Genomic DNA, 23,540 nt, shown 5'->3' with positions numbered 1-23,540 from the left:
TTTACAATTGATCAATACACCCTATCAGAAATACCGGCAGACTCAAGCGCAAACTGCTTCCAAGCCTAAACTGCTAATTATGTTGTACGATGGGGCTATTCGTTTCCTTCGTGCGGGAATTGAGGGGATAGAGAATAAGGATAATGAGAAGGCAAATAATAATTTGTGTAAAGCGCAAGCGATTGTACACGAGTTGATATCTGCGTTGAATTTTGAGTATCCAATATCCCATGATTTATTGCGATTGTATGAATATATGCTGCATGAGCTGATTGAGGCGAATGTTCACAAAATAGCCGCTCCGGCACAAGAGGTGCTGGAACATTTGACTGACCTACGGGAAGCTTGGTTGGAAGCCGCGAAAATGCCTGGTGTAGTTGGTAGTGTGTGATGGAAGATCCTAATATGCAAGTACTCCTTGAAGAGCTGCAACATAGGACAGAAGCAGTGTTATCTAACCTTCTGAATATAAGTGAGGAAGAGTTTGAACACTTTGCAGATCAAAGGCAGCGCATTGTAGAACAGATGCAGTCCTATCAATTATCGTTAACGGAACATGATAAGCAGAAAATTCGTGACATACTAAGTAACGATTCTGTAATTTTGCAGCGTATGCATGTACTAAAGGATGAGGCTGGTCACTGGATGGAGAAACGCGGAGCCATTCGTATGCAGCAGCATGCATACCAGCAAGCTTATTCTGTAGACAGTTTGTTTATTGATCATCGCAAATAAAAAATGCTTTATGGAGCGTACCCCCTATTCGATTTAGAATGGGGGGATTTTTGTGAAAAGGTTCATTCCATTAAGAGTAAATCCGATATACTAATTAACAAATATTAATGCGAAACGGTGGTATTACCTTGTCTCAACTACAAATAAACCATACAATTCTAAAGCAGAGGTTTCCTCATGTTGCAACCAAAATCAATAGCTTGCCGAATGATGACTTATCTATACCTTTGTTTACTGAGTCCTTTGAAAGGGATATCGCTTGGCTAAATGCTGTTGAAGGGGCTATTGGAAACGGGAAAGTTATTTTTGTATATGGTTTTGAAAGAGGTCTTAGCATTGTTGATCTCCTCGAATTGTACCCAAATCACTGGTTGTTTGTATACGAGCCGGATGAGCAGCTCTTTCGGAAGGCAGTAACGGACTATGACCTTAGGCTTTTACTGGGGCATCCTAATTTGTACTGGCTATCTGTTGGTGAGTCTCAGCTCAATATGATGTTTCACATGTTAAGTAGTTATATGCTGGAAGATTTGGGGTTTATCGCACTGCGCAAGTATCTATCAGATGATATGAATTTATTGCGTGAAGTAAAGGAACAATTTCAGGAATATCGTCAGAGCTTCCTGGTAGATAAACATACAGAGAATCGTTTTCGAGAAGAATGGACTCGGAATTATCTATATCACCTTTCTGATGTGTTATACACTCCTTCCATTGAGCGACTTTTTTATGCTTTTGAGGGTGCAACAGTAGTTGTTGTATCATCAGGTCCATCTTTACAAGAAGATATCGAATGGCTGAAAAAATTACGTCCTCATGTACTGATTATTTCAGCAGGCTCCAGCATTCAGGCTTTAGTAAAGCATGGAATACAGCCTCACCTTGCTGTCATTATGGATGGGCATCCTGTCAATAAGAAAATCTTCGCTTCTTCTGTAACAAGGGAGCAGCCTTTATTGTTTACCTCCTCATCTTATTATGAAATCTCTGATCAGAACTGCGCAGAGAAAATTCATAGTATTATGAAAAGTGATGCTGTATCTCAGTATTTCTTTGGGCTCAGTAAAGAGGAACTATTTATATCCCCCACAGAAACGGTTGCAGGAACGGCTATTCAAGCAGCAGCATGTTTAGGGGCTAAACGGATCATACTTGCAGGTCAGGATTTGTCGTTCCCTGATAACAAATTTTACGCAGATGGAATTGAACATTTTGCAGCCGAAGCTACTGATAAGACAGTGCAAGAAGCGCCTAAGAAAGTACTGAATGTAAAGGGAACATACAACACTACAGACGAGAGTTTCTCTTTGATGAAGAATGGACTCGAAAATCTCATTATGGCACTTCCAAGAATCGAATTCGTCAATTCAAGCCGCAATGGTGCAGTGATTGAGGGGGCTCCTTTCAAGCCCATGGAAGAGATGTATAAATTGTTAGCACCAGAATCTGTTGATCATGATGCAATTGCCGATTTGATAAACAAAATAAATATTGCTGTTGATATGAATAAGGTGCTGGATGTCAGAGATAAGCTGATAGCGACACTCGGAGATCTTTCCAATGTACGTTCTGAGATTGCAGCCATTCAGAAGCTTATGAATAAGCTACGCGAGTTTAGCAGGACTAAACCAGCAAAGGCTCAAAATATGGTGGAATCCATAGAGCAAATGTGGGGATTGATTGCCAACAGGGAATGGTTCTCGCCAATTTTCGAGTCCATTATGCCTATCGAAATTGCGCGCTTTGATCAGGTGCTCCCTGTGATTGTGACAGAACATCAGTTGACTCGTAAGTCTGATCTAATCTATGAGCATCTAGGTAAGCTGCTACAGGATATCACAGCACAAATCCCAATACTCCAAGAAATGTTTTCGGAATCGATTCACCGTTTAGATAAAAAAACAGATAGCGATGCAGTGATCCGTAAAGATATATAAATTATTCGTTTTACACTCCGGAGGTCATTATGTTTACCAACAAGATCGTACTGGTTACAGGCGGCACAGGTTCAATTGGAAGCGAGATTGTACGTAATATTTTATCGTATAACCCTAAAGCCTTACGGATTTTTAGTAGGGATGAGAGCAAGCAGTTTGATCTACAGCAGGAATTAAAAGAATATACGAATATCCGTTATCTGATCGGTGATATCAGGGACAAGCAAAGACTGAGTTATGCTATGGAGGATGTGGATTATATCTTTCATGCTGCTGCTCTCAAACATGTGCCAGCATGCGAGTATAACCCTATGGAAGCAGTGAAAACGAATGTTATTGGCGTACAAAATCTGATAGAGACGGCTATTGAGCATAATGTAGAAAAAGTAGTAGCCATCAGCACAGATAAAGTGGTAAACCCAACGAATACGATGGGGGCCACGAAGCTGCTATCAGAACGTTTAATTTCTGCCGCCAACTTGTATAAAGGGAGCAAACGTACCATTTTCTCTTGTGTCCGCTTTGGAAATGTTATGGGATCCAGGGGCTCTGTTATTCCATTATTCCGTGATCAGATTGCTAAAGGGAAACCAGTGACGGTCACACATGCAGAGATGACTCGGTTTATGATGTCTATTCCTCAAGCCGCTCAATTGGTCATAGATGCGGCGCATTATTCGCAAGGTGGAGAAGTATTTGTACTGAAAATGCCGATTCTCAAAATTACGGATTTGGCCCAATGCTTGGTTGATTCATATGAAGAGGCGGTTGGTAAACCCTATCGTGGAGAAATCATTGAGACTGGAATCCGGCCGGGTGAGAAGCTATATGAGGAACTCATGACGCTTGAGGAATCTGAAAGAGCGTTGGAGAATGGACAGATGTATATCATTCCTTCGTTATTTCATACCGCAGAGCAAGAATATGAAGGTTTTCAAAGGGCAATTCGTCAAGAATATTCTTCGATGACTGCACCACAGATTTTCCCGAAAGCCATTCGGGAGCTTATTGAACTGAACGGATTGGGATTCACAAAAGGTATTGTATGATGAGCAATCACAAATGTTTGGCGATTATTCCTGCGCGGGGTGGATCAAAAGGTTTACCCGGTAAAAACATAAGATTGTTACATGATAAACCGCTCATTCAATATAGCATTGAAGCTGCCCTAAATAGTGGTTGTGTGGACGAAGTTATAGTTTCAACGGATTGTAAAGAGATTGCTCGTGTGTCGGGCCAAGCCGGAGCGGCTGTTCCGTTTATAAGGCCCGATGAACTGGCTACCGATGAGGCCAAAAGCATTGATGTATTGAAGCATGCAGTTGAATTTTATGAGCAGACGCAAAATCAATTTTTTGATGTTATTATGCTGCTGCAGCCCACATCTCCACTGCGAAATGCTATGGACATTAAAGAAGCATATAAAATATTTTTAGATCATCAGGCTGATTCACTTCAAAGTGTCACTTTGTCTGGAGTGCAACCCTATTTACTAAGGGAAATGGATAACGGGCGGCTTACGCCCTACCTGAAAGGTGAAAGGGAGCATTTGAGGAGACAAGATCTGAAAGAACTACATGCTCTAAACGGAGCCATCTATATCGTAAAAAGAGATCTGTTGATGAATAGTGACACTCTGGTTGGGCCTAATAATTGTGGCTATATTATGCCTAAAGAACGATCTGTTGACATAGATGACGAATTTGATTTAAAAATGGCAGAGCTTTTTTGGAGACAATCCAATCACAAGGAATCCTTGCAGTAGGAGGGAGGAATATAACATGAAAAACCTCTTATCAAATAATGAAAACCACCCTATCTATATTATCGCGGAGGTAGGAGTCAATCATAATGGATCATTGGAGCTGGCATTCGAGTGTATTGACCAAGCGATTTTATGTGGTGCAGATGCGGTGAAATTCCAAACCTTTAAAAGCGAAAAGCTGGTAACCAAGTATGCCCAGAAGGCTAATTACCAGACGGAAAATACCAATTCAGCTGAAAGCCAACTAGATATGTTAAAACAGCTGGAATTGAGCTTTGAGGATTTTGTTCTATTGAAAAAGTACTGTGAGGATAAAGGGATAGATTTCCTTTCCACACCCTTTGATGAAGAAAGTGCTGAGTTTCTGAATTCAATTCATATTGACGCATTCAAGGTTGGATCAGGAGATATGAACAATATCCCCTTTCTTCAGAAGCTTGATAGCTATGGGCGTCCGATTATTCTATCGACCGGGATGTCTAATTTAGATGAAATTGGAGAATCGTTACAAGCATTTAAAAAAAGTGAAGTACTATTGCTACACTGTACTTCCGACTATCCGGCACCTTTGGAAGATGTAAATCTGCTGGCCATGAAGACAATATCTACAGCTTTTAATAAGGTCACAGGTTACTCAGATCATACGGCTGGGATTGAGATCGCTATAGCGGCTTCAGCACTGGGAGCTAGAATTATTGAAAAGCATTTTACATTGGATCGAAATCTTCCAGGTCCTGACCATAAGGCTTCACTGGAGCCTGCTGATTTCTCAAAAATGGTTCTCGCGATTCGTAATGTGGAGCAGGCCCTAGGGGATGGTGTTAAAAGGTGTATGCCTTCTGAGGAAAGCACAAGAGCTGTTGCAAGAAAAAGTATTGTGGTGGCAACATCTAAAAAAACAGGCCAGTTGCTAACACTAGAAGATCTAGTTATCAAGCGTCCGGGCACTGGAATAGAGCCTAAATATTTTGATGACTTGGTTGGTAAGCAGCTTTTAAAGGATGTACATGAAGACTATTTGTTATCATGGGATGATGTGCAATGAAAAAAGTATTGGTGATTACCGGAACACGAGCTGATTATGGGATATATTACCCGGTTTTGCGGGCTCTTGAGGAAGAACATGCTCTGGAGCTCCACCTGTTGGTTACAGGCATGCATTTATCTCCACAGCATGGGTATACATTGGACGCTATCCAAAAGGACGGATTTCGTGTATCTGCTAAGGTAGACTGTCTGCTGCAAGGATCTACTCATGCTAATATGTCTCGCTCTATTGGAATAGCAATCATGGGCATGACACAAGCCGTAGAGGCTTTGGAACCAGATTTCGTTGTTGTATTAGGAGATCGGGGAGAAATGCTTGCAGCTGCGATTGTGTCCTCTCACATGAACATTCCGCTTGTTCATTTGCATGGTGGAGAAGTCTCCGGCACGATTGATGAGTCTGTACGGCATGCGATTAGTAAGTTGGCCCACATTCACTTTGTGGCTACAAATGGAAGCAGAGAGCGCCTAATTAGGCTTGGCGAAGAACCTTGGAGAATTCATGTAGTCGGTGCTCCGAGAATTGAAACGATGATGAACACTTCCCTGCCTGAGCTAGAGAGGACGAAACGTAAATACGATCTGAATATAGATAAAGATTATGTGCTGTTTGCTTATCATCCTGTCACCACGGAAGAAGCGGATATGCACATCCTTGGTAAGATGATGGAAGTTCTCTTGGCTGGGGAGAATGAGGTAATTTGTGTGATGCCCAATTCGGATGCTGGAGCTGATGCGATCGTTGATGTATATAATCGTTTTTCTACAAGAAAAGGGATGCATCTTGTAACCAGTTTTGAGCAACTTGATTATCTGACGATGTTGAAAAATGCAAAAATTTTAATTGGAAATTCTTCATCGGGGATTATTGAGGCAGCCTCCTTTCATGTTCCAGTCATTAATATCGGAACTCGTCAGACAGGCAGAGAGCGTTCTGTGAACACAATAGATATTGCAGATGACGAGCTCGAATTGACTTCTGCAATAGAGTACGCAATGTCTGAGCCTTTCCAACAAATTGTTAAAGCAGCCGACAATATTTACAGTAGAGATAACACAAGCTCTCGCATCGTAGATATATTGAACCGAACATCCAAGTCAGAGCAGCTTATACAAAAGACAATTACCTATTAAGGAGGATCGGCCTTGAGCTATATTGTTTTTGGAGCAGGAGGACATGCCAAGGTTATTGTGGATATTTTACGGTCCTGTGGTGAAAAAATCATTGGTATTCTGGATGACCATTGTAAAGAAGAAGCATGGAACGGATTGCCGATCTTGGGGGGCCGTAATCAGATTGCTCAACTATTATCTCTGTATCCAGAGGCGCTGTTCGTTGTGGCAATCGGAGATAATACAACCAGAAGGAAGATTGTAAGTCAATTAAAAGTTGCTTCAGTCAAATTTGGTACTGCTGTTCACCCAAGCGCTGTAGTCGCACCCAGCGCATTCATTAGCGAGGGGACGGTTGTCATGCCTAATGCTGTAATTAACGCTGATGCGTATGTTGGAGAGCATGTCATTGTTAATACGGCGGCTACTATAGATCATGATTGCCGAATAGAAGACTTCGTGCATATTTCCCCAGGTGTACATATGGCAGGTGGAGTTCAGATCGGATACTGTGCTCATATCGGAATAGGTGCAAGTCTTATACCTGGTGTTCGTGTAGGGTGCGATACCATCGTTGGTGCTGCTTCTTGTGTCATCCGCGATTTGCCAGAAAACGTTATAGCTGTGGGTTGTCCGGCCAAAGTAATAAAAAACCTATAAGGATAAGGGATGAAACAAAATGTCCAATCGAGATAGAATTTATTTATCTTCACCGCATATGGGCGGGCTTGAACAGCAATATATCGCAGAGGCCTTTGAAACGAATTGGATTGCTCCACTAGGTAAAAATGTAGACGCTTTTGAATCAGAGGTGGCAAATTACTTAGGATGTGGAGGCGCAGTTGCCCTAAGTTCTGGAACAGCAGCAATTCACTTGTCTTTGATATTGCTTGGTGTGGAGAAGGATGATATTGTTTTTTGTTCTTCTCTTACCTTTGTTGCCAGTGCTAATCCGATCTTATATCAAGGTGCAATTCCTGTCTTTATCGATTCGGAACCAGACAGCTGGAATATGTCCCCTGAGGCACTAGAGCGAGCATTCAAGACTTATGCAGATAAGGGAAAGAAACCTAAAGCTGTAGTTATAGTCAATTTGTATGGGCAGAGTGCAGACTACGATCGGTTGAAAAAAATATGTGATTATTACGAGGTGCCAATTGTAGAAGATGCTGCGGAATCACTCGGAGCAACTTACGGCAAGCAAATGAGTGGAACGCTTGGGAAATTCGGCATTCTTTCATTTAACGGAAATAAAATTATTACTACTTCTGGCGGAGGTATGCTGGTTTCAGAAGATCTAATTCTGTTAGAGAAAGCAAGGTTTTATGCCACACAAGCCAGAGACCGTGCCAAGCATTATCAGCATAGTCAGATCGGATATAACTATCGTTTGAGTAACGTCTTAGCAGGAATTGGGCGTGGGCAACTACAGGTTTTGGATAAAAGGATTTCTCAAAAGAGAGAAATATTTAAAAACTACTATGATGCTTTATCTGTTGTGGATGGTATAGAGTTTATGCCAGAAGCAACATTTGGAGAATCAACTCGATGGTTAACTACAATGTTGATCGATTCAAAAAAAATTAAGACAACCATTACTGAGATTATTGATGAACTGGAAAAGTTCAACATTGAATCGCGTCCGGTTTGGAAACCACTGCATATACAGCCTTTGTTTACAGAGGCAAATTACTTTAAACATCATGTAGAAAAAGACGTGAGTAAAGAATTGTTTTTGAATGGAATTTGTTTACCGTCGGATACGAATATGACTGTCGAAGGTCAAAAGTTTGTCATTGAACAGATACTAAAAATAATCAGTAGCAGAGCTTAAAGATACTTATTGGATAATATTATCCAGTTGATACAGATGGGAGATAGAAGGCATGAAAATTGTACTTTTCAGGAGAAACGGTGTTATTGCTCCTCATGTCACCGACGATTATGCTGTTGCATTTGAACAATTGGGGCATGAAATACTGTATGTTAGATTAGAAGAGGGATTCGGGCTTTCAGAAATTCAAAATATAAAGGATTTTAAGCCTGATATAGCTGTTGCATATGGAAGTGTTGGGATCTTTCAAGATGGAAAACAATTTCTTTTGCGCCAAATGGGTATTCCCCTTGTTTCTTTGCATTATGATAATCCTTTTTTTTCAATAGATGAAGGGTTAGAAGCAGAATTTCAAGAGCATACTTCGTATTATTACCATTTTGTATGGGATAAATATTGCTTGCAGTTGCTCATTGAACGAAATATTAAGAATGTACATCCAATAATGCTTGCTACTAACCCGCTAAAGTTTTATCCTAATCCTCAAATTAAGGCTAAAGAAGGCGAAATCGCGTTCGTTGGTAATATAGCCAAAGTTGACCATAAGATTTTAGAAGAAAATCTGGAACAAAGATTCGTTAATTTTATTATTAATGAAAAAGTAAAACATATAAATATCCCTACTTATGATCTATGCAGGGAAGCCTTTTTATTAAAAGAATTTGAAACGATTCGATATCTATATGAAAAACATCCATATGCATTTTGGAGAAATATTTATATGCCGATTCATGCCCGTGGAAGTGCTGTTTTGCGTCAGCATGTTTTGAATAGTATTAGTGGAATTGACATTCATGTGTATGGTTCTAAGGAAATAGCAAGTGACCATCTTATTCTTCATCCGTCAGTACCTTATAGTGAGCTTAGTTCCTTATATCAAAGTTATGCGGTAAATCTTAATATCTCTTCTATACAGCTAGAGACTTCAGTTAATAACAGAATTTTTGATGTTTTTGCTTCTAAATCCTTTGTTCTAAGTGACTATAAAGATGATATGAAACTCATATTTCCTAATGTATGGAGCGAAATCTCGTTTGGTAGTCTTGAAGAGCTTGTTATTAAAGGTGATTACTTCTTAACCCATCCCAAGGAAAGGATAGAGCTTGTGGAAGAACTTTATGAGCATGTTATTACAAAACATACCTATAAGGAAAGAGCTATGGAAGTAATCGAGATCGTAACTGCTTCAAAACTAAATTATGCGAGAGAAAAAGAACTCAATTCCTACAAAGCAGATAAAAGTAAGGAATTAATGAAACAATGTCCTGTTTGTAGTGGATCTAATTTCTCTCAGTTATATTCTATTCAAGGTCATGATGGGTTTGAGACAAATCTGCACCGCTGTGCTGAATGCTGCACAGTGTTTATGAATCCTCAACCGACAGAGGGCTATTTAGACTGGTTTTATAACAATGTCTACTATTCTAACGAGCATCGAACTAAAATGGGTTGGTCTACAGATTTGGAACAAATTACTCCAGGCCTATTAGCGGTATTAGAAGCTAGAATGGATTTGGTTGAGACATATGTAGATCAGACTAAGTATCCTAGAGGTAAGCTACTTGATTTGGGGTGTTCAACAGGTAATTTTGTATTAGAGGCTCAACTTCGTTATTGGGATGTAAAAGGAGTGGAGATATCAGAAAAAGCAGCCCAAATAGGGAGACAAAAGCATGGATTGAACGTTATAACGGGTTCATTGGACGAGCATTTATTTGATAATGAGTCGTTCGATGTTGTAACAGCTTTTGATGTATTGGAACATATCCCTAATCCGCATCATTTTATGGAGAATATAAATCGTATACTAAAAACGGGAGGACTATTTATTGCCAATACACCTAATGTTAGTTCGACAGCGAGCTATCATTCTGGAAGCAACTGGCGACATCTGGATCCGCCATTACATGTTATTTTATATGATCATATCTCCTTAAGAATACTTATGAGAATGCATAAATTTAAAATTCTAAAAATTTCTGGAGGATCGGAATATTTAGGTCAAATGCAGATCGTTGCTATGAAAGAAGATTAAATCTTATCTACTTTCAGCTCGTCTAGGCATCGACTTACTAAAGAATCTCCTTGAAATTAACTTTTGTGAGAGAAAGTAAAAATAAGTATAAAAAGACGACCCCTAAATAGAATAAGGGGTCGTCTTTTCTGTTAGTAATTTGGTTCGCAGAGAGTCTTTACAAACGGTTTAAATATATTTTTCTATATGTTTTTTTGGTGCGTCTATTTTTTGTTTGTTTAAAGGATAATTAAGTATGTTATAGAATTAGTACATCATCCATAGGAATTATTTTCAATCTATTAATAATTTTAAATATTCTGAGAAGGGATGATGTTTATGAAGTGGGGAAAATACCTTTCTGGAATTTTATTAGCCATTTTAGTTTTAAGCAGTATGTCAATAGCTCCAGCCTCAGTTGAGGCCAGCTCATCAAGTTCAACGGCGAAGGATACTGATACGTCACTTTCGCTTAATACGACTCAAGCGCTGGAACCTACTAGCACGACTGAGGCTGTATATGGCGAGACTCTTAAAGTGAACAATCATCGGGTTACATTAATGTCTAATTTCAATGTGAACGGTGACCTCATGAGTTTCACTGATTCTTTAACGACAGCTGATCCAACAGATTTTTGGTTCTTTAACGTACCTACGGATAGAAGCATTCTGGCTCAGATCAAATCCAGTAATCCCAATTATAGATTTGACTTGTACTCGATTGATTGGAGCACGGGGACAGCAAGTTTGACGGGTTTTGGAGGAAAGGCCTCTGAATTGAAGTTTGCTACAGACTTAAAAGCAGGGGACTGGGGACTTCGTGTTACCTCCACAGGAACGGTAGGTGAAAGCTATAGTATCCACATGAATGCGGCCTCGCCAGCGGATACACCGATTAATGGTAAGGCGGCCAAGCTAACATCCTACTCTAACAATTTGTTATATACGGTCATTGAGTATCCAAACGGAGATATTAAGGTGAATGGGACCCAAATTGCCAATACAACGGTGACAAACCCGAATTTGGAATGGTCAAGAGAATTCAACTTTTCAAATTATGCAAGCTCTGATAATGCTGTTTTGATTGTTCTAAATGCAGATACGCTTTTTACCTATTTTGAATCTGCATATAGTTCTGGCAATCCACCGTATCACAGTTCCTCTTTTGTTGACACCAGTGGCAGAACTACGCCGAGACGCCTGGATTTTATTGATATGGCTGGAGATCCAGACATTCTTGTGTATGATCTGGATACAAAGAAAGTAATTGATTTTGTAAGTAACTTGAATTACTACTATGCAAAAGGAATTGAGCCCCAGCCAACGGTAGTTTACTATAATTAAGTAAAAAAGAAACAACAAAAATTTTCAATGTTTTTTCCCTAGGAGTTTCAAACATTCACAAAGAGTTTACTATACTTGTATAGTAAACTCTTTGCTTAATATACCATTTCAATCTATAGAAATAGATTGCTTTGTAAAATTGGAATAACTATGAATGAAAACATTATCAATTCCAATTGACAATGGATAACTTTGGGTGGTATAGTCGGAAATGTGGGCGAGAGCTTCACTTCATTTGATGACGAAGGGAATGTTAGTGCATGCAAGGTAAAGTAAAATGGTTTAACGCAGAAAAAGGTTATGGTTTCATTGAAACGTCTGACGGCGGCGACGTATTTGTACATTTTTCCGCAATTCAAACAGAAGGCTTCAAAACACTTGAAGAAGGACAAGACGTGGAGTTCGACATTGTCGAAGGCGCACGTGGACCACAAGCCGCTAACGTAACCAAATTATAATCATCCCCGGCATAGCCGACCTACATAATTGGTAAGATGGTTAGCAATGGATAACGCGCTAGCAACTGCCCTGGAAAATATTCCAGGGCTTTTTTATGTTTTCTAATTACATAAAAAAGCCCCTTACCCAGTGGTAAGGAGCTCGACACAATAGAACATTTACTCTAGAGAACCATCAAAGTCAGCCATCTCCACAAAAATGGTATTGGAGGAGGCAGATTGTTTCTCTACGCTTCCGTCTGGATAGCGGAATTGATAGCGCAGGATGACTTGGGCGATCAGATACGCGCGGAGCGCAGATTCGATGTCGAAAGAAAAGACGATAACGGCTTTGTGGTCTGGGTCAAGCCGACCTAACGGAATACCTTGGAGCAGGTTAGGATGCGGAAGCGGCACAGAATTCACGGTGACAGTTCGCAACAAAATGAAATCTTCGGCTGCAAATGGTGCAGTGAGCAAGAGTTCTTCCAGCGGAGTATTGCCGATGTTTTCCACATGGACGGTGAAGGACAGGGTATCTTCTTGCCCGACACGCAAAGCGCTGGAGCTAAGTGTAAGTTTAGGGATGGCTGCAATAACGGTCACGCCGACGGTGTTGGTTTGGGTTGTTTCCTGGATGGTCTCTCCTCCACTACGACGTGAGGTATATTCGATGGTGGCTTGGTTGCTGAATGTTCCCTCTGTTGGTGCTTCGCGAATTTGTGCCTGGAGCGTAAGGGTGAGCGTCTCCCCTGGTGCAATATCCGGAAGCGTGATACCTGCGGCGGGATTAGCGCCTGGCTGTGCTTTTTCTTGGATAGTTAGGCTGTTGGGTACATAAATGAGTCCATGCGGCAACGGGTCTGTGAACAGCGGATACTGTGCTGGAATTCCTCCTTTGTTTGTAATCTGAATGGTGAAGGTGAGTATGTCTCCTACAGAGGCATCCGTGGTATTCACTTTTTTAACTAATTCGAGCAGTGGGAATACAACTGGGATGGTAACGGTATTCGTAGTCAATGTCCCTGATACGACTCTTCCTCCAGGTAACGTAAACGAGTAGGCAAAGGCAGCTTGATTTACGATGTAGCCAGATGGAGGCGTCTCCGATACGGTCACTTGATAAGTCAGTGTCAATGACTGTCCAGGTTCCACAGACCCCAGACTAACACCGACAGCAGGATCGGTTCCCAACAGTGATTGACCGTTCAACTGTATGCTGGCAGGAATCAATAGAGTCCCGGCAGGAATGAAATTTTGCAGTGTAACTTCGGATGTTACGTTGCCAAAGTTGTTGAGCAGTACCGTATAAGTAAGGCTTTCTCCTGCGATGCCCTCCGTATTTTCCGTAGAGATACTTGCGGCAAGCTGTGGATCAAAAACAGTTATAGTCACGGTGTTGCTGGTAACCTCGCTCGCACCCTCATTGCCAGCATATTGGAGCCGTACGCTATTGTTTAGACGTCCTCCGAGAGGCAGAGACTGAACGTTCACGCTGTAGGATACATCCATTGTCTGTCCCGCCTGTAAGCTGCCGATAAATAATGGTTCACCCGGCTTGCTAGAAGCAGGTGGAGAACCGTTAATTTTCAAGCTGTCCGGGTTTATGATGGTTCCAATCGGTACGTAATCGGCTAACACTACATCGGTAATGACTGAGCCTCCATCGTTAACAAGAGTCAGCTGATAAGGCACAGCATCGCTTAATGCGACAGTAGATACTGTTGTGCGTAGCACAGCTGACAAGGCTCCTTTAGCAGTAGGGGCTACTTTAACCGAGATAGAAGGTGAAGCAGTTACCAGATTCGTGCTTCGTCCGTCCGGCAGCTGGTAGGAGTAAGCCAGTGAAGCTTGATTCACCAGTGTGCCAGACTCGGAGGCACGAACGACAAGCGCGGAGAAGACGGAAGTCGTTTTTTCTCCTGGTGCGATGGTACCTAGGGCAATGCCTTGCCTTGGACTGACCCCATATTGAGGGATTCCATTAACCGAAACAGAGCCGGGAACAAAAGAAAGCTCCGATGGCAATGAGTCCGTTAACAAGCCAAACGCACCGATATTTCCCGTATTTTCTGCGACGATGGAATAGGTGATGCTTTGGCCTGGCTGTACGCTCTCCGTGCTGGCTATTTTCGTCAGTTTCACCACAGGCTGAAGTAAGGCAATGGTGACAGCATTGGACAAAACGGCACTCGCTTCTTCACTATTCGTGAGTAACAAGCGCGCCTGATTCGTACGCGGTCCTGGCTGTTCTGTCGCTGTGATACGGACATCAAAGGATATGACAGTCTTGGTATTCGCTTCTAACGGTGGCAAAGATATGCCAGTGCCGGGATCGCTTTCTGTCACCGTAGATCCATTAATCTGAACTGAACCTGTAATAAACTCGATGTCCTCTGGCAAAGTATCCAGCAAACGGGCATCTTGCACGGTATTCGTATCCTCGTTGAGGATCACGAGTTCATACGTCAAGGTATCGCCAGTAGTGGCGAAAGGTGAGCTTACGCTTTTACTTAATGTGATGTCTAGCGGTGACACGGCAACCTCAACAATGTTGGATAAATGGAAACCGCCTGCCTCTCGCCCATCTGGTGCATTAAAGCGATAGTCTACCTCAGCCTGATCGACCAGTAATACGGTTGCAGGGATGGAAGATACCAGCACTTGGAAAGTGACGGTTGCCGATTGTCCTGGTGGTATGGCTGGAGTCGGGATGCCGGAAACTGGGCTTGCACCGGGAGCTGCAATGCCGTTAATCGAGACTGTGTTCGGAAGGAATACAGAGCCGTCCGGAATATTGTCACTTACAGTAGTTGAGGCTGCAATGTTACCCGTGTTGGATACGACAATCGTGTAAGTGATGATGTCTCCGACTGTGGCATTATTGGTATTGCTTGTTTTGACTGCTGTCAGGATCGGCTGGAAGACCGGAATGGTTATTACATTAGATGTTGAGCTACCAGTAAATGCCCCGCTAGTAAAGCTAACGGATGCCTGATTGTTTAATTGTGCCGGTGTGGGCAAGAAATCGACTCGAACCTGGAACGTAACAGTAGTAACAGCTCCTGGAGCGAGCGTACCGATGGCAATACCAAATCCAGGATTTCCATCAGGGAAGGAAGTTCCGTTTATGGTAACACTGCCATTTACAAAGGAGCTTCCCGCCGCAATCATATCTGAAACCACTATATTATTGGCTGTACTGATCCCATTGTTGGAGACAGCCAGTGTGTAGGTGATGATATCGCCAATAATGGCGTCGGTAGCCGCCGTTCCTTTGACAATGCTAACGTCTGGTGAGGATACAGAGATACTAACTGAATTGGATACCGCAGATCCGGATACAGTTCTGCCATCTGGTGGTTGGAAAGTGAATGAGCCTGATGCCTGATCGACCAGTACCTGTGGATTAGGCAGTGTATTGATAATGGTTTGGAACGTTACGGATACCGTTCCGCCTGGCAACACGGATCCAACTGGAACGCCAGTTTCGATGGACAATCCAGGTTGCGGACTGCCAGCAATGCTGACACTGTTGGCAAGGAAAGTCGATCCGGCCGGGATGTTATCACTGATGGTAAGCGCTGCTGTAATATTGCCGCTATTCACGGCTGTAATCGTGTAGGTCAGTGTATCGCCGACGGAGGCGTTAAGAGTGCTGGATGCTTTAGTAATTGCAATTAACGGTTGGAACACAGGTACGATGAGTGGATCGGAAAAGGCAGTGCCAGTGAACGTTCCGCTAGTAAACGTGACGGCTGCAATATCTGTGAGCAGTGGTGGCTGCGGCAAAGACTGGACAGTTGTCTGGAAACTGACAACGAATGTATTTCCAGGTGCGACGTTTCCGATGGCAATTCCAGCAACCGGAGAGGCATTAGGGAAGGCTACTCCGTCGATTAGGACACTGCCCGGAACGAAGGAGGTACCTGCAGGAATTGTATCGGTTACAACAGTATCTGTGACTGAATCCACGCCACTATTCGTGATGCTCAGTGTATATCTGATCGTATCTCCGACTACAGCGGCTGCCAGGCTGGATGTTTTAATCACCTGAATATTAGGTGCAGACACAGCAACGTTGACTGTATTCGATGTGACAGAACCGCTCAGTACTCTACCGTCAGGTGGTGAGTAGGTAAAGTCCGCTTGCCCTTGGTCGGTCAATATAGGCGGAGTTGGCAGAGACGAGACGATGGTTTGGAAACTCACCGCGATACTGCCTGAAGGAGCCAGAGATGCGAGTGCTATGCCTGTAACTGGCGAAGCTCCCGGGACAAGGATGCCGTTAACGACTACGCTGTTAGGCAGTAGTTCAGAACCTGCGGGGATGTTATCCGACAGCACAGGTATAACGGCAATATTTCCGGTATTAGTTAGCGTCAGGGTATAGACCAATGTTGATCCGATCTGTGTGTTGACGGTATTGACGGTTTTGGTCAGTCCGATGATCGGCTGATAAACGGGCAAGGTAACCGGATCGGATTGCGAAGACGAGGTCAACGCGCCTGAAGTAAAGCTGACGGTCGCTTGATTGGTTATTTGCGGCGGTTGCGGCAGACTAACGACGGAGACCTGGAATGTAACTGCTGCCGAACCACCTACTGCAATGGTGCCCACAGGGATACCGGAGCTTGGTGACGCAGCAGGTACAGAAGTTCCATTTACGGTTACGCTACCTGGAACAAAGCTGGTGCCGGGCGGCAGTTGATCAGATACAACGGCATTGACGACTTGACTGATTCCGTTATTCGTAGCAATCACAGTATACGTAATGGTATCTCCGACTACGGCATCTGTAGCGGATGCTGTTTTGATAACGTCCACATCTGGCGAAGAGACCGAGACGGTCACGGACGGAGATACTGCACTTCCAGTCAGGACACGACCATCTGGAGGTTGATAGCTGTAAGCTGCGGTCGCCTGATTGACCAATGTACCTGATGCGGGCAGTGAGGTAATGACTGCCTGAAAGGTCAGAGTGACGGTCGTAGCTGCACCTATGATACCTAATGGAATCCCAACACTTGGATCTGAGCCAGGTGCGGCGGTGCCATTGATCACTACACTATTAGGGATAAAGGCAGCCCCTGCCGGGATGGGATCACTAAGGACGGTATCTGCGCCGATGTTTCCAGAGTTTGTAACGGAGAATGTATAGGTTACCGTATCTCCAACCGTAGCTCTTCCCGTTCCCGCGCTTTTAGTTACAGTGACGATCGGTTGATACACAGGGATGGTAACGGGATTGGATACCGAAAATCCATTAAATGCACCTGAAGTAAAGCTTACGGTCGCCTCATTGGTAATGGACGCTGGCGACGGCAGAGATTGTACGTTAAGCAAAAAGCGAATGGTAGCTCCGCCACCAGCTCCAAGCGTTCCGACAGGAATACCGTTTTGTGGGTTGGCTGTAACAACAGGCGTACCATTAATTGTAACGCTGCCCGGGACAAAGGCGGTTCCAAAAGGAATGGTATCCGTGACGATTACGCTAGTAACAGGATCGAGTCCGTTATTGAACGCAGTTATGACATAGGGGACAGAATCACCCACGACAGCGACAGCCACATCAGCTGCCTTCGTGACTGTTACATTCGGTGACGAGATCGGAATGGATACAGGCAGGGCCGCTCCGCTTCCGCTCAGCGTTCGTCCATCGGGCAATTGGAACGTATAGCTCACAGTTGCCTGGTTGGTTAGTATGGAGCCAGGTGGTACTGATATGACCACGGCGCTAAACGAGACGGTTACCGTCGCACCTGGGGCGACCGAACCGATATTAATGCCTGTAATCGGGTCTGCTCCGGGAATGGGCGAACCGTTGACCAGTACGCTATTTTGATTCAGACTAAGCGAGCTGGACAACAGATCAAGCACGACCGTTTCTGCGGGCGCGTTGCCGGTATTGGTTACAGTGATGAAAAAGCCAAGTGTATTCCCTACGGTTGCACGATCTGCACTGAGGGTATTGGTCACATTCAAGATTGGCTGAAATACAGGCAGGCTGACCTGATTCGAGGCGGATTGACCTGCGAAAGCCCCGGAATTAAAGGAGACCGTTGCCTGATCCGTTGACAAACCTGACGCTGGCAAGGATGTTACCGTTGCCTGGAAGGTGACCGTTACTGAGCTGGCAGTAGGGATAGTGCCTACGGATACGCCTGTGGCGATGTTGGCTCCCGGTATAGTGACACCATTGACTTGTACGGAGTTAGGTATAAAAGTAGTGCCATCAGCAATCGGGTCGATAAAGACAGTTCCCGTTACGGGTGTAATACCGCTATTTACTGCGTTAATGGTATACGTAATGGTATCGCCGAAGGCTACAGAGGTCTGATTGACCGTTTTGGTCACGGTGACATTCGGATTGGATACGGGAATGAACACCGGATTCGATTGTGCGCTTCCATTTAATGTGCGACCGTCAGGTGGCTGGAAGGTGAATGTGGCCGAACCTTGATTTAACAGACCCAGGCCAGCAGGGACAGCGTTAATGACCACTTGAAAGGTAAGGGCGACAGAAGCCCCCGCTGCAATGTTTCCGACCAATACCCCTGATTGGGGATTGGCTCCAGCAACAGGCAGACCGTTCACGGTGACGCTATTCGGTATAAAGGAGGAACCAGATGGAATAGCATCGGTGAATGTGGCGGTCGCTGCTAGATTACCTGTATTTTGAGCAGTGAGTGTATAGACTACGGTGTCGCCTACCGTTGCTTGACTCGTATTTGCAGTTTTAACAAGACTGACAATAGGCTGGTAAACAGGGATGACAACAGTGTTGGAGAGTGATGTGAAATTCAGTGTACCGCTGGTAAAAGAAACTGTAGCCTGATCACTCAGCTGAGGTGGGTCAGGCAGGCTGTTGACAGATACGGAAAAGGTGACGGTTGTTGACGCACCAGCAGCGATGGAACCGATTGGAATCCCCGTTAAGGGGCTGGCTGACGGCAATGTCGTTCCATTTACAATAACCGAGCCAGGAATAAAAGTGGAGCCCGACGGGATCGTATCGTTTACCCGAACATCCGTCACGGTTTGGACTCCGCTATTGGTAGCTGTAATGGTATAGGTTATCGTATCCCCAGGAACGGCATCAGCTACCGAGGCGCTTTTGCTTACCTGTACATTGGGTGACGATACAGGAATTGTGACAATATTGGACGAAACATTGCCGTTAACAATCCGGCCATCCGGCGGTTGAAAGGAAAAGCTGATATTCGCCTGGTCGGTGAGTTGGGGAGGTAAAGGCACGGAAGTAATCACCACCTGAAAAGTTGTTTGAGTCACGGCTCCAGGTGCAATGGAGCCAATAGACAGACCTGCTTCGGGACTGGCACCGGGAACAGGAACACCGTTGACGACCACACTGTTCGGTACCAGTGCTGAGCCTGCGGGGATATTGTCTGTCAATGTGGCAGCAGCTGCAATATTACCGCTGTTGGTTACTGTCACAGAGTACGTTACGATGTTCCCGACTGTGGCTGATATAGGTTCTGCGGTTTTGCTTACGCTTAATACCGGAGCGTTCAAAGCCACTGTCACTGGGTTAGATACTGATACGCCTGAAAAAGCACCGCTGGTGTAGCTGGCACGCGATTGATTGGTGAGCTGCGGCGGACTTGGTAATGGAGAGGATACCGTTACCCTGAAAGTGATTGTAGCTCCCCCTCCAGCGGCAATGCTCCCAATTACGATACCTAAAGACGGATCTCCACTGGCTATTGTGGAGCCATTCAGCGTTACGCTACCGGCAGTGAATTGAGAGCCGGCCGGGATAGGATCGGAAACGACCACATTGCCCACGGTCTGGATTCCGTTGTTGAGTACGGTCAGGGTGTATAACACCGAATCACCCGGAATGGCGGTGAAACGGTCTGCAGTCTTCAAAATGGACACATTCGGCGCAGACACGGGAATGGATAACACGTTGGACGATGTGCTATCTGTTCGCACTCGCCCATCGGGCAAGGTAAAGGAAATGGCGGCGGTGGCCTGGTCTGTCAGTTGGGATGGTGTTGGAAGGGTAGCCACTACAGTTTGGAATGTCAGTGTGATAGGGCTTTGCGGCGACACGGTTCCGATGAAAATACCTGCTGCTGGACTGGCTCCGGGCTGACTAACGCCATTGATTACCACGCTGTTCTCCATAAATGTGGACCCGGCAGGAATAGCATCTGTCAGCGTTACAGAAGCATTATAGTTGCCGCTGTTCGTGACTAACAATGTGTACAGAATCGTGTCGCCTATCGTAGCTGCTGTTGTATTTGCAGATTTGACCACACTGATACGAGGCTGATAAACCGGCACAGAGACGGTATTTGTCTGGGATGTTCCGGTAAAAGCACCACTGGTGAAGCTGACACTGGCTGTGTTTTGCAGCGGCTGCACGGATGGAACGGCATTGACTAGCACGGCATAGGACACCTGCACGGATGCGCCTGCGCCAATGGTGCCGACTGGAATGCCACTTCTTGGGTCGGCTGTGCTCACAGGTGAACCACCGACGGTTACGCTTCCGGGCACAAATGACACGCTGCCGGGGAGTGGATCGGTAATCACGGTGTTTGTGATGGGGTCAATTCCGTTATTAACGGCGTTCACGCTGTAGGTCAGCGTTTCGCCAACACTAACGGATGTGAATCCCGCAGACTTGGTTACTGCTACGTTGGGAAGAGAAATCGATACGGAAACAATATTGGAGAGAAGCGAGCCCGACAGGGTTCTTCCGTCTTGCAACTGATATGAATATTGGAGCAGGCCCTGATCGTTTAATCCACCCCCGGGTGGTAGCGAATCCACTGTCGTCCGGAATGAGACTGTAATTTGTGCACCAGGGTTTACGGTGCCTACTGAAATTCCCGTATTAGGATTGGCGCCTGGCACTGAGGACCCGCCAACAATGACGCTTCCGGGAATAAAGGTGGAGCCTGTCGGTACAGTTTCCGTCAAGGTCGTGTTTAATACGGCTGTTCCGGTATTAGCGATGAGAAATGAATAAGTAATCGTCCCGCCAACGCTGGCACGGTTGGAGCTGGCGCTTTTGGTAATCGTCGGCGCTGCAATAACGACAGGTATGGTTACAAGATTGGACAAAGATGATCCGGTAAAGGCCCCGGAAGTGAAGCTGACAGTTGCACGATTGTTGATTTGTGCAGGAGAAGGTAGAGAATTAATGGCTGCCCGAAATACAACCGTAACCGATGCGCCTGGAGCTAAAGTGCCGATCGGAATACCGTTCACAGGTGTAGCAGTCGCAGAAGCAGTTCCGTTCACGGTGACGCTACCAGGTACAAAGGCAACTCCGCTTGGCAGCGGATCGGTAACGACTACATTGGTCACATTGGCGATTCCGTTGTTTGTGGCGGTTATGGTAAATTGAACAGTCTCTCCGACTGCGGCTGCCGCCAGGGAAGAGGCTTTTGTCACGGTCACATTTGGTGAGGATACGGGAATGGTGAGCGTGTTGGACGTCCCGCTTCCGTTCAATATACGTCCGTCAGGCGGTGTGAAGGTATACGTGTAAGCCGCCTGATCGGTCAAATTACCAGAGGCGGGAACCGCGTTGACGAGGGCCTGGAAGGTCACGGGTACAGTAGCACCTGTATTAATCGTTCCTACTGAAAAACCAGTAGCGGGATTGGCAGCAGGCACGGAAGAACCACCAATGGTCACACTGCCCGGTATGAAGGATGATCCGGCGGGAATGCTCTCCGAAAAGCTGAGATTTGCAGCAATGCTGCCCGTGTTGGATATCTGAAACGTGTACGTAATCGTATCTCCAACTGTAGCAGCCGTTGTATTGGCACTTTTAACAATTCCAATAACAGGTTGGTAGATTGGTGTACTGGCAGTGTTGGACGGAACGTTGCCAGAAATGACAGGTCCTCCAGGCACGGTTTGGAAGGAAAAGGATGCCGATGCTTGATTGCCCAGCTGGGTGTTTGCTGGCAATGAAGTGACGGTTGCACGGAATGTAATGGTCACCGTGGAAGCAGGAGCTACACTGCTCACTGTGATACCTGTAGCGGGATTGGCTGTTGGCTGGGCTGTGCCCGCGACAACAACACTGCCGGGTACGAAGGTAGCCCCAGCTGGTATGGTATCGGTAAGTACTGTGTTGGAAGCACTGACGAGCCCCGTATTCGAAATGTTAACCGTATAGGTCACAGTATCGCCAATAACCAAGCCTGTAGAGCTGGCAGTTTTGGTCAGGGTCACCAGTGGAGCATTGATATCAATTTGAATGGCATTGGCATTTACAGTGTAAATGTCACCATTTGTTGTCAGCTGGAGGACACCTGTGGTTTGGCTATTGAGCAGCGTGGAGGAAATATCGACATTGGTAATGTCCCAACCTTGCCGTCCACCCGTGACCTGCGTTCCAGGTGCTCCATTCACGGCATTAGTTGTACCGAAGGTCCCCGTCGTGACCAATGTACCGTCGTCTCCGTTAATTTGGGAAGCGAAAAAATTAGTCGAAAAATTATTAGGCCCAGACAGCGCAGTCAAACTCGATGTGGTAGGTCCAAACAACGCACGGTCACCCGTAATGTCCACGTCACCCTCTTGGGCGCTAATCAGCGCCCTACCACGCAAAGTCCCCTGCACAGGTGTGGCAAAGCCGCTCACCACTACATTGACCGAGCCTGTAGCGGTACTGACCCCTTCACCACCAACACGTAGCGACAGGTTGCGGAAGGGCAGAGACGGGTTATTGTACACCACAGCCAGCGTCCAGCCGGCATGGTTGGTGTTGGTGGAATCGGGAACCGTGATGGTGCCCGTCACATTTCCGACCGTATACGCACCAGCGCCACCTTGAATGACCAGATTTGTGACATTCGCTGTTCTCACATAGGTACTGAGACTAGTGACGTTGACCGATGTTGCAGATTCAGGACTGACCGTAGTAGATAAAGCAGGTGTCTGAAATGTGACAGGGTTGCTGGTGCTGGACAATACATTGGTACTGCCGTTGGCATAACTTCCTCCCCAAATAAGCTCAGCATACAGCACCGTACTGCCCGCAGGGAGCACAAGGAATGCTGTCGATGAGTTACTGGTAAAGGTAGAAGTCGTGCCAAATGGATACGTACCGAAGCGAGAGGCTGTATTAGTTGTGATGAACGCGCCAATGCTGGTCGCTGTTCCCGGCACTCCTACCGAATTAGAGCGTGCCAGCCCAAGTGTATTCCCTATAAAGGTGACAGCCCCCGTCTGGTTCGTTACGTAACGCTGAATAAAAGCCATGGATTAGCTTCCTACTTTCCATCTCTTCCAAATCCGTTATCTTAGGATTTCCGTATAG

At 45.2% G+C, this 23,540-nt stretch carries 13 protein-coding genes; 12 read left to right on the top strand and 1 reads right to left on the bottom strand.

Annotated features, from left to right (window positions below; genetic code table 11):
• Window positions 1–7 precede the first annotated feature (7 nt).
• The 12 genes from fliS (at window position 8) to ACUUJN_RS24065 (ending at window position 12,247) form a co-directional block, all read left to right on the top strand.
• Window positions 8–391 (top strand): flagellar export chaperone FliS, encoded by a 384-nt coding sequence (gene fliS / locus ACUUJN_RS24120; RefSeq protein WP_339201040.1) that lies wholly within the window; start codon window positions 8–10, stop codon window positions 389–391.
• A 14-nt stretch (window positions 392–405) separates the two neighbouring features.
• Entirely contained in the window at window positions 406–735 is a 330-nt protein-coding gene (locus tag ACUUJN_RS24115; protein WP_341162933.1) for a hypothetical protein, read from the top strand.
• Window positions 736–863: 128 nt separating this feature from the next.
• Window positions 864–2,672 carry a motility associated factor glycosyltransferase family protein gene (locus ACUUJN_RS24110; protein ID WP_484669003.1) on the top strand — a complete coding sequence of 603 codons (1,809 nt, stop codon included), beginning with the start codon at window positions 864–866 and terminating at the stop codon, window positions 2,670–2,672.
• 29 nt (window positions 2,673–2,701) lie between these two features.
• Entirely contained in the window at window positions 2,702–3,721 is a 1,020-nt protein-coding gene (locus tag ACUUJN_RS24105) for a UDP-N-acetylglucosamine 4,6-dehydratase family protein (protein WP_484669002.1), read from the top strand.
• Entirely contained in the window at window positions 3,718–4,437 is a 720-nt protein-coding gene (locus ACUUJN_RS24100) for an acylneuraminate cytidylyltransferase family protein (protein ID WP_484669001.1), read from the top strand. Before ACUUJN_RS24105 ends, ACUUJN_RS24100 begins: the two co-directional genes overlap by 4 nt.
• Before the next feature lie 16 nt (window positions 4,438–4,453).
• Complete coding sequence (neuB, locus tag ACUUJN_RS24095) at window positions 4,454–5,482, top strand: N-acetylneuraminate synthase (protein ID WP_053326236.1); 1,029 nt, start codon at window positions 4,454–4,456, stop codon at window positions 5,480–5,482.
• Complete coding sequence (neuC, locus tag ACUUJN_RS24090) at window positions 5,479–6,618, top strand: UDP-N-acetylglucosamine 2-epimerase (protein WP_484669000.1); 1,140 nt, start codon at window positions 5,479–5,481, stop codon at window positions 6,616–6,618. Before neuB ends, neuC begins: the two co-directional genes overlap by 4 nt.
• A 12-nt stretch (window positions 6,619–6,630) precedes the next feature.
• Window positions 6,631–7,257, top strand: coding sequence for an acetyltransferase (locus ACUUJN_RS24085; RefSeq protein ID WP_484668999.1), 627 nt, complete (start codon window positions 6,631–6,633; stop codon window positions 7,255–7,257).
• A 19-nt stretch (window positions 7,258–7,276) separates the two neighbouring features.
• A complete protein-coding gene (locus ACUUJN_RS24080; RefSeq protein ID WP_484668998.1) occupies window positions 7,277–8,431 on the top strand; it encodes an aminotransferase class I/II-fold pyridoxal phosphate-dependent enzyme in 1,155 nt (384 codons plus the stop codon).
• 52 nt (window positions 8,432–8,483) lie between these two features.
• Window positions 8,484–10,466, top strand: coding sequence for a methyltransferase domain-containing protein (locus tag ACUUJN_RS24075; RefSeq protein ID WP_484668997.1), 1,983 nt, complete (start codon window positions 8,484–8,486; stop codon window positions 10,464–10,466).
• Between the two features lie 318 nt (window positions 10,467–10,784).
• On the top strand, window positions 10,785–11,789 hold the full coding sequence (locus ACUUJN_RS24070; protein WP_076156405.1) for a hypothetical protein: 1,005 nt from the start codon (window positions 10,785–10,787) through the stop codon (window positions 11,787–11,789).
• A 260-nt stretch (window positions 11,790–12,049) separates the two neighbouring features.
• Entirely contained in the window at window positions 12,050–12,247 is a 198-nt protein-coding gene (locus ACUUJN_RS24065) for a cold shock domain-containing protein (RefSeq protein ID WP_013312263.1), read from the top strand.
• 159 nt (window positions 12,248–12,406) lie between these two features.
• On the opposite strand, the gene ACUUJN_RS24060 is transcribed toward ACUUJN_RS24065, so the two are convergent.
• Complete coding sequence (locus tag ACUUJN_RS24060; protein WP_484668996.1) at window positions 12,407–23,482, bottom strand: DUF7507 domain-containing protein; 11,076 nt, start codon at window positions 23,480–23,482, stop codon at window positions 12,407–12,409.
• Between the last annotated feature and the right edge of the window lie 58 nt (window positions 23,483–23,540).

The organism is Paenibacillus sp. LRG-1 (assembly GCF_057220305.1).
Note: the sequence above shows the minus strand (reverse complement) of the source record. Positions and strands in the feature narration are given on the sequence as shown.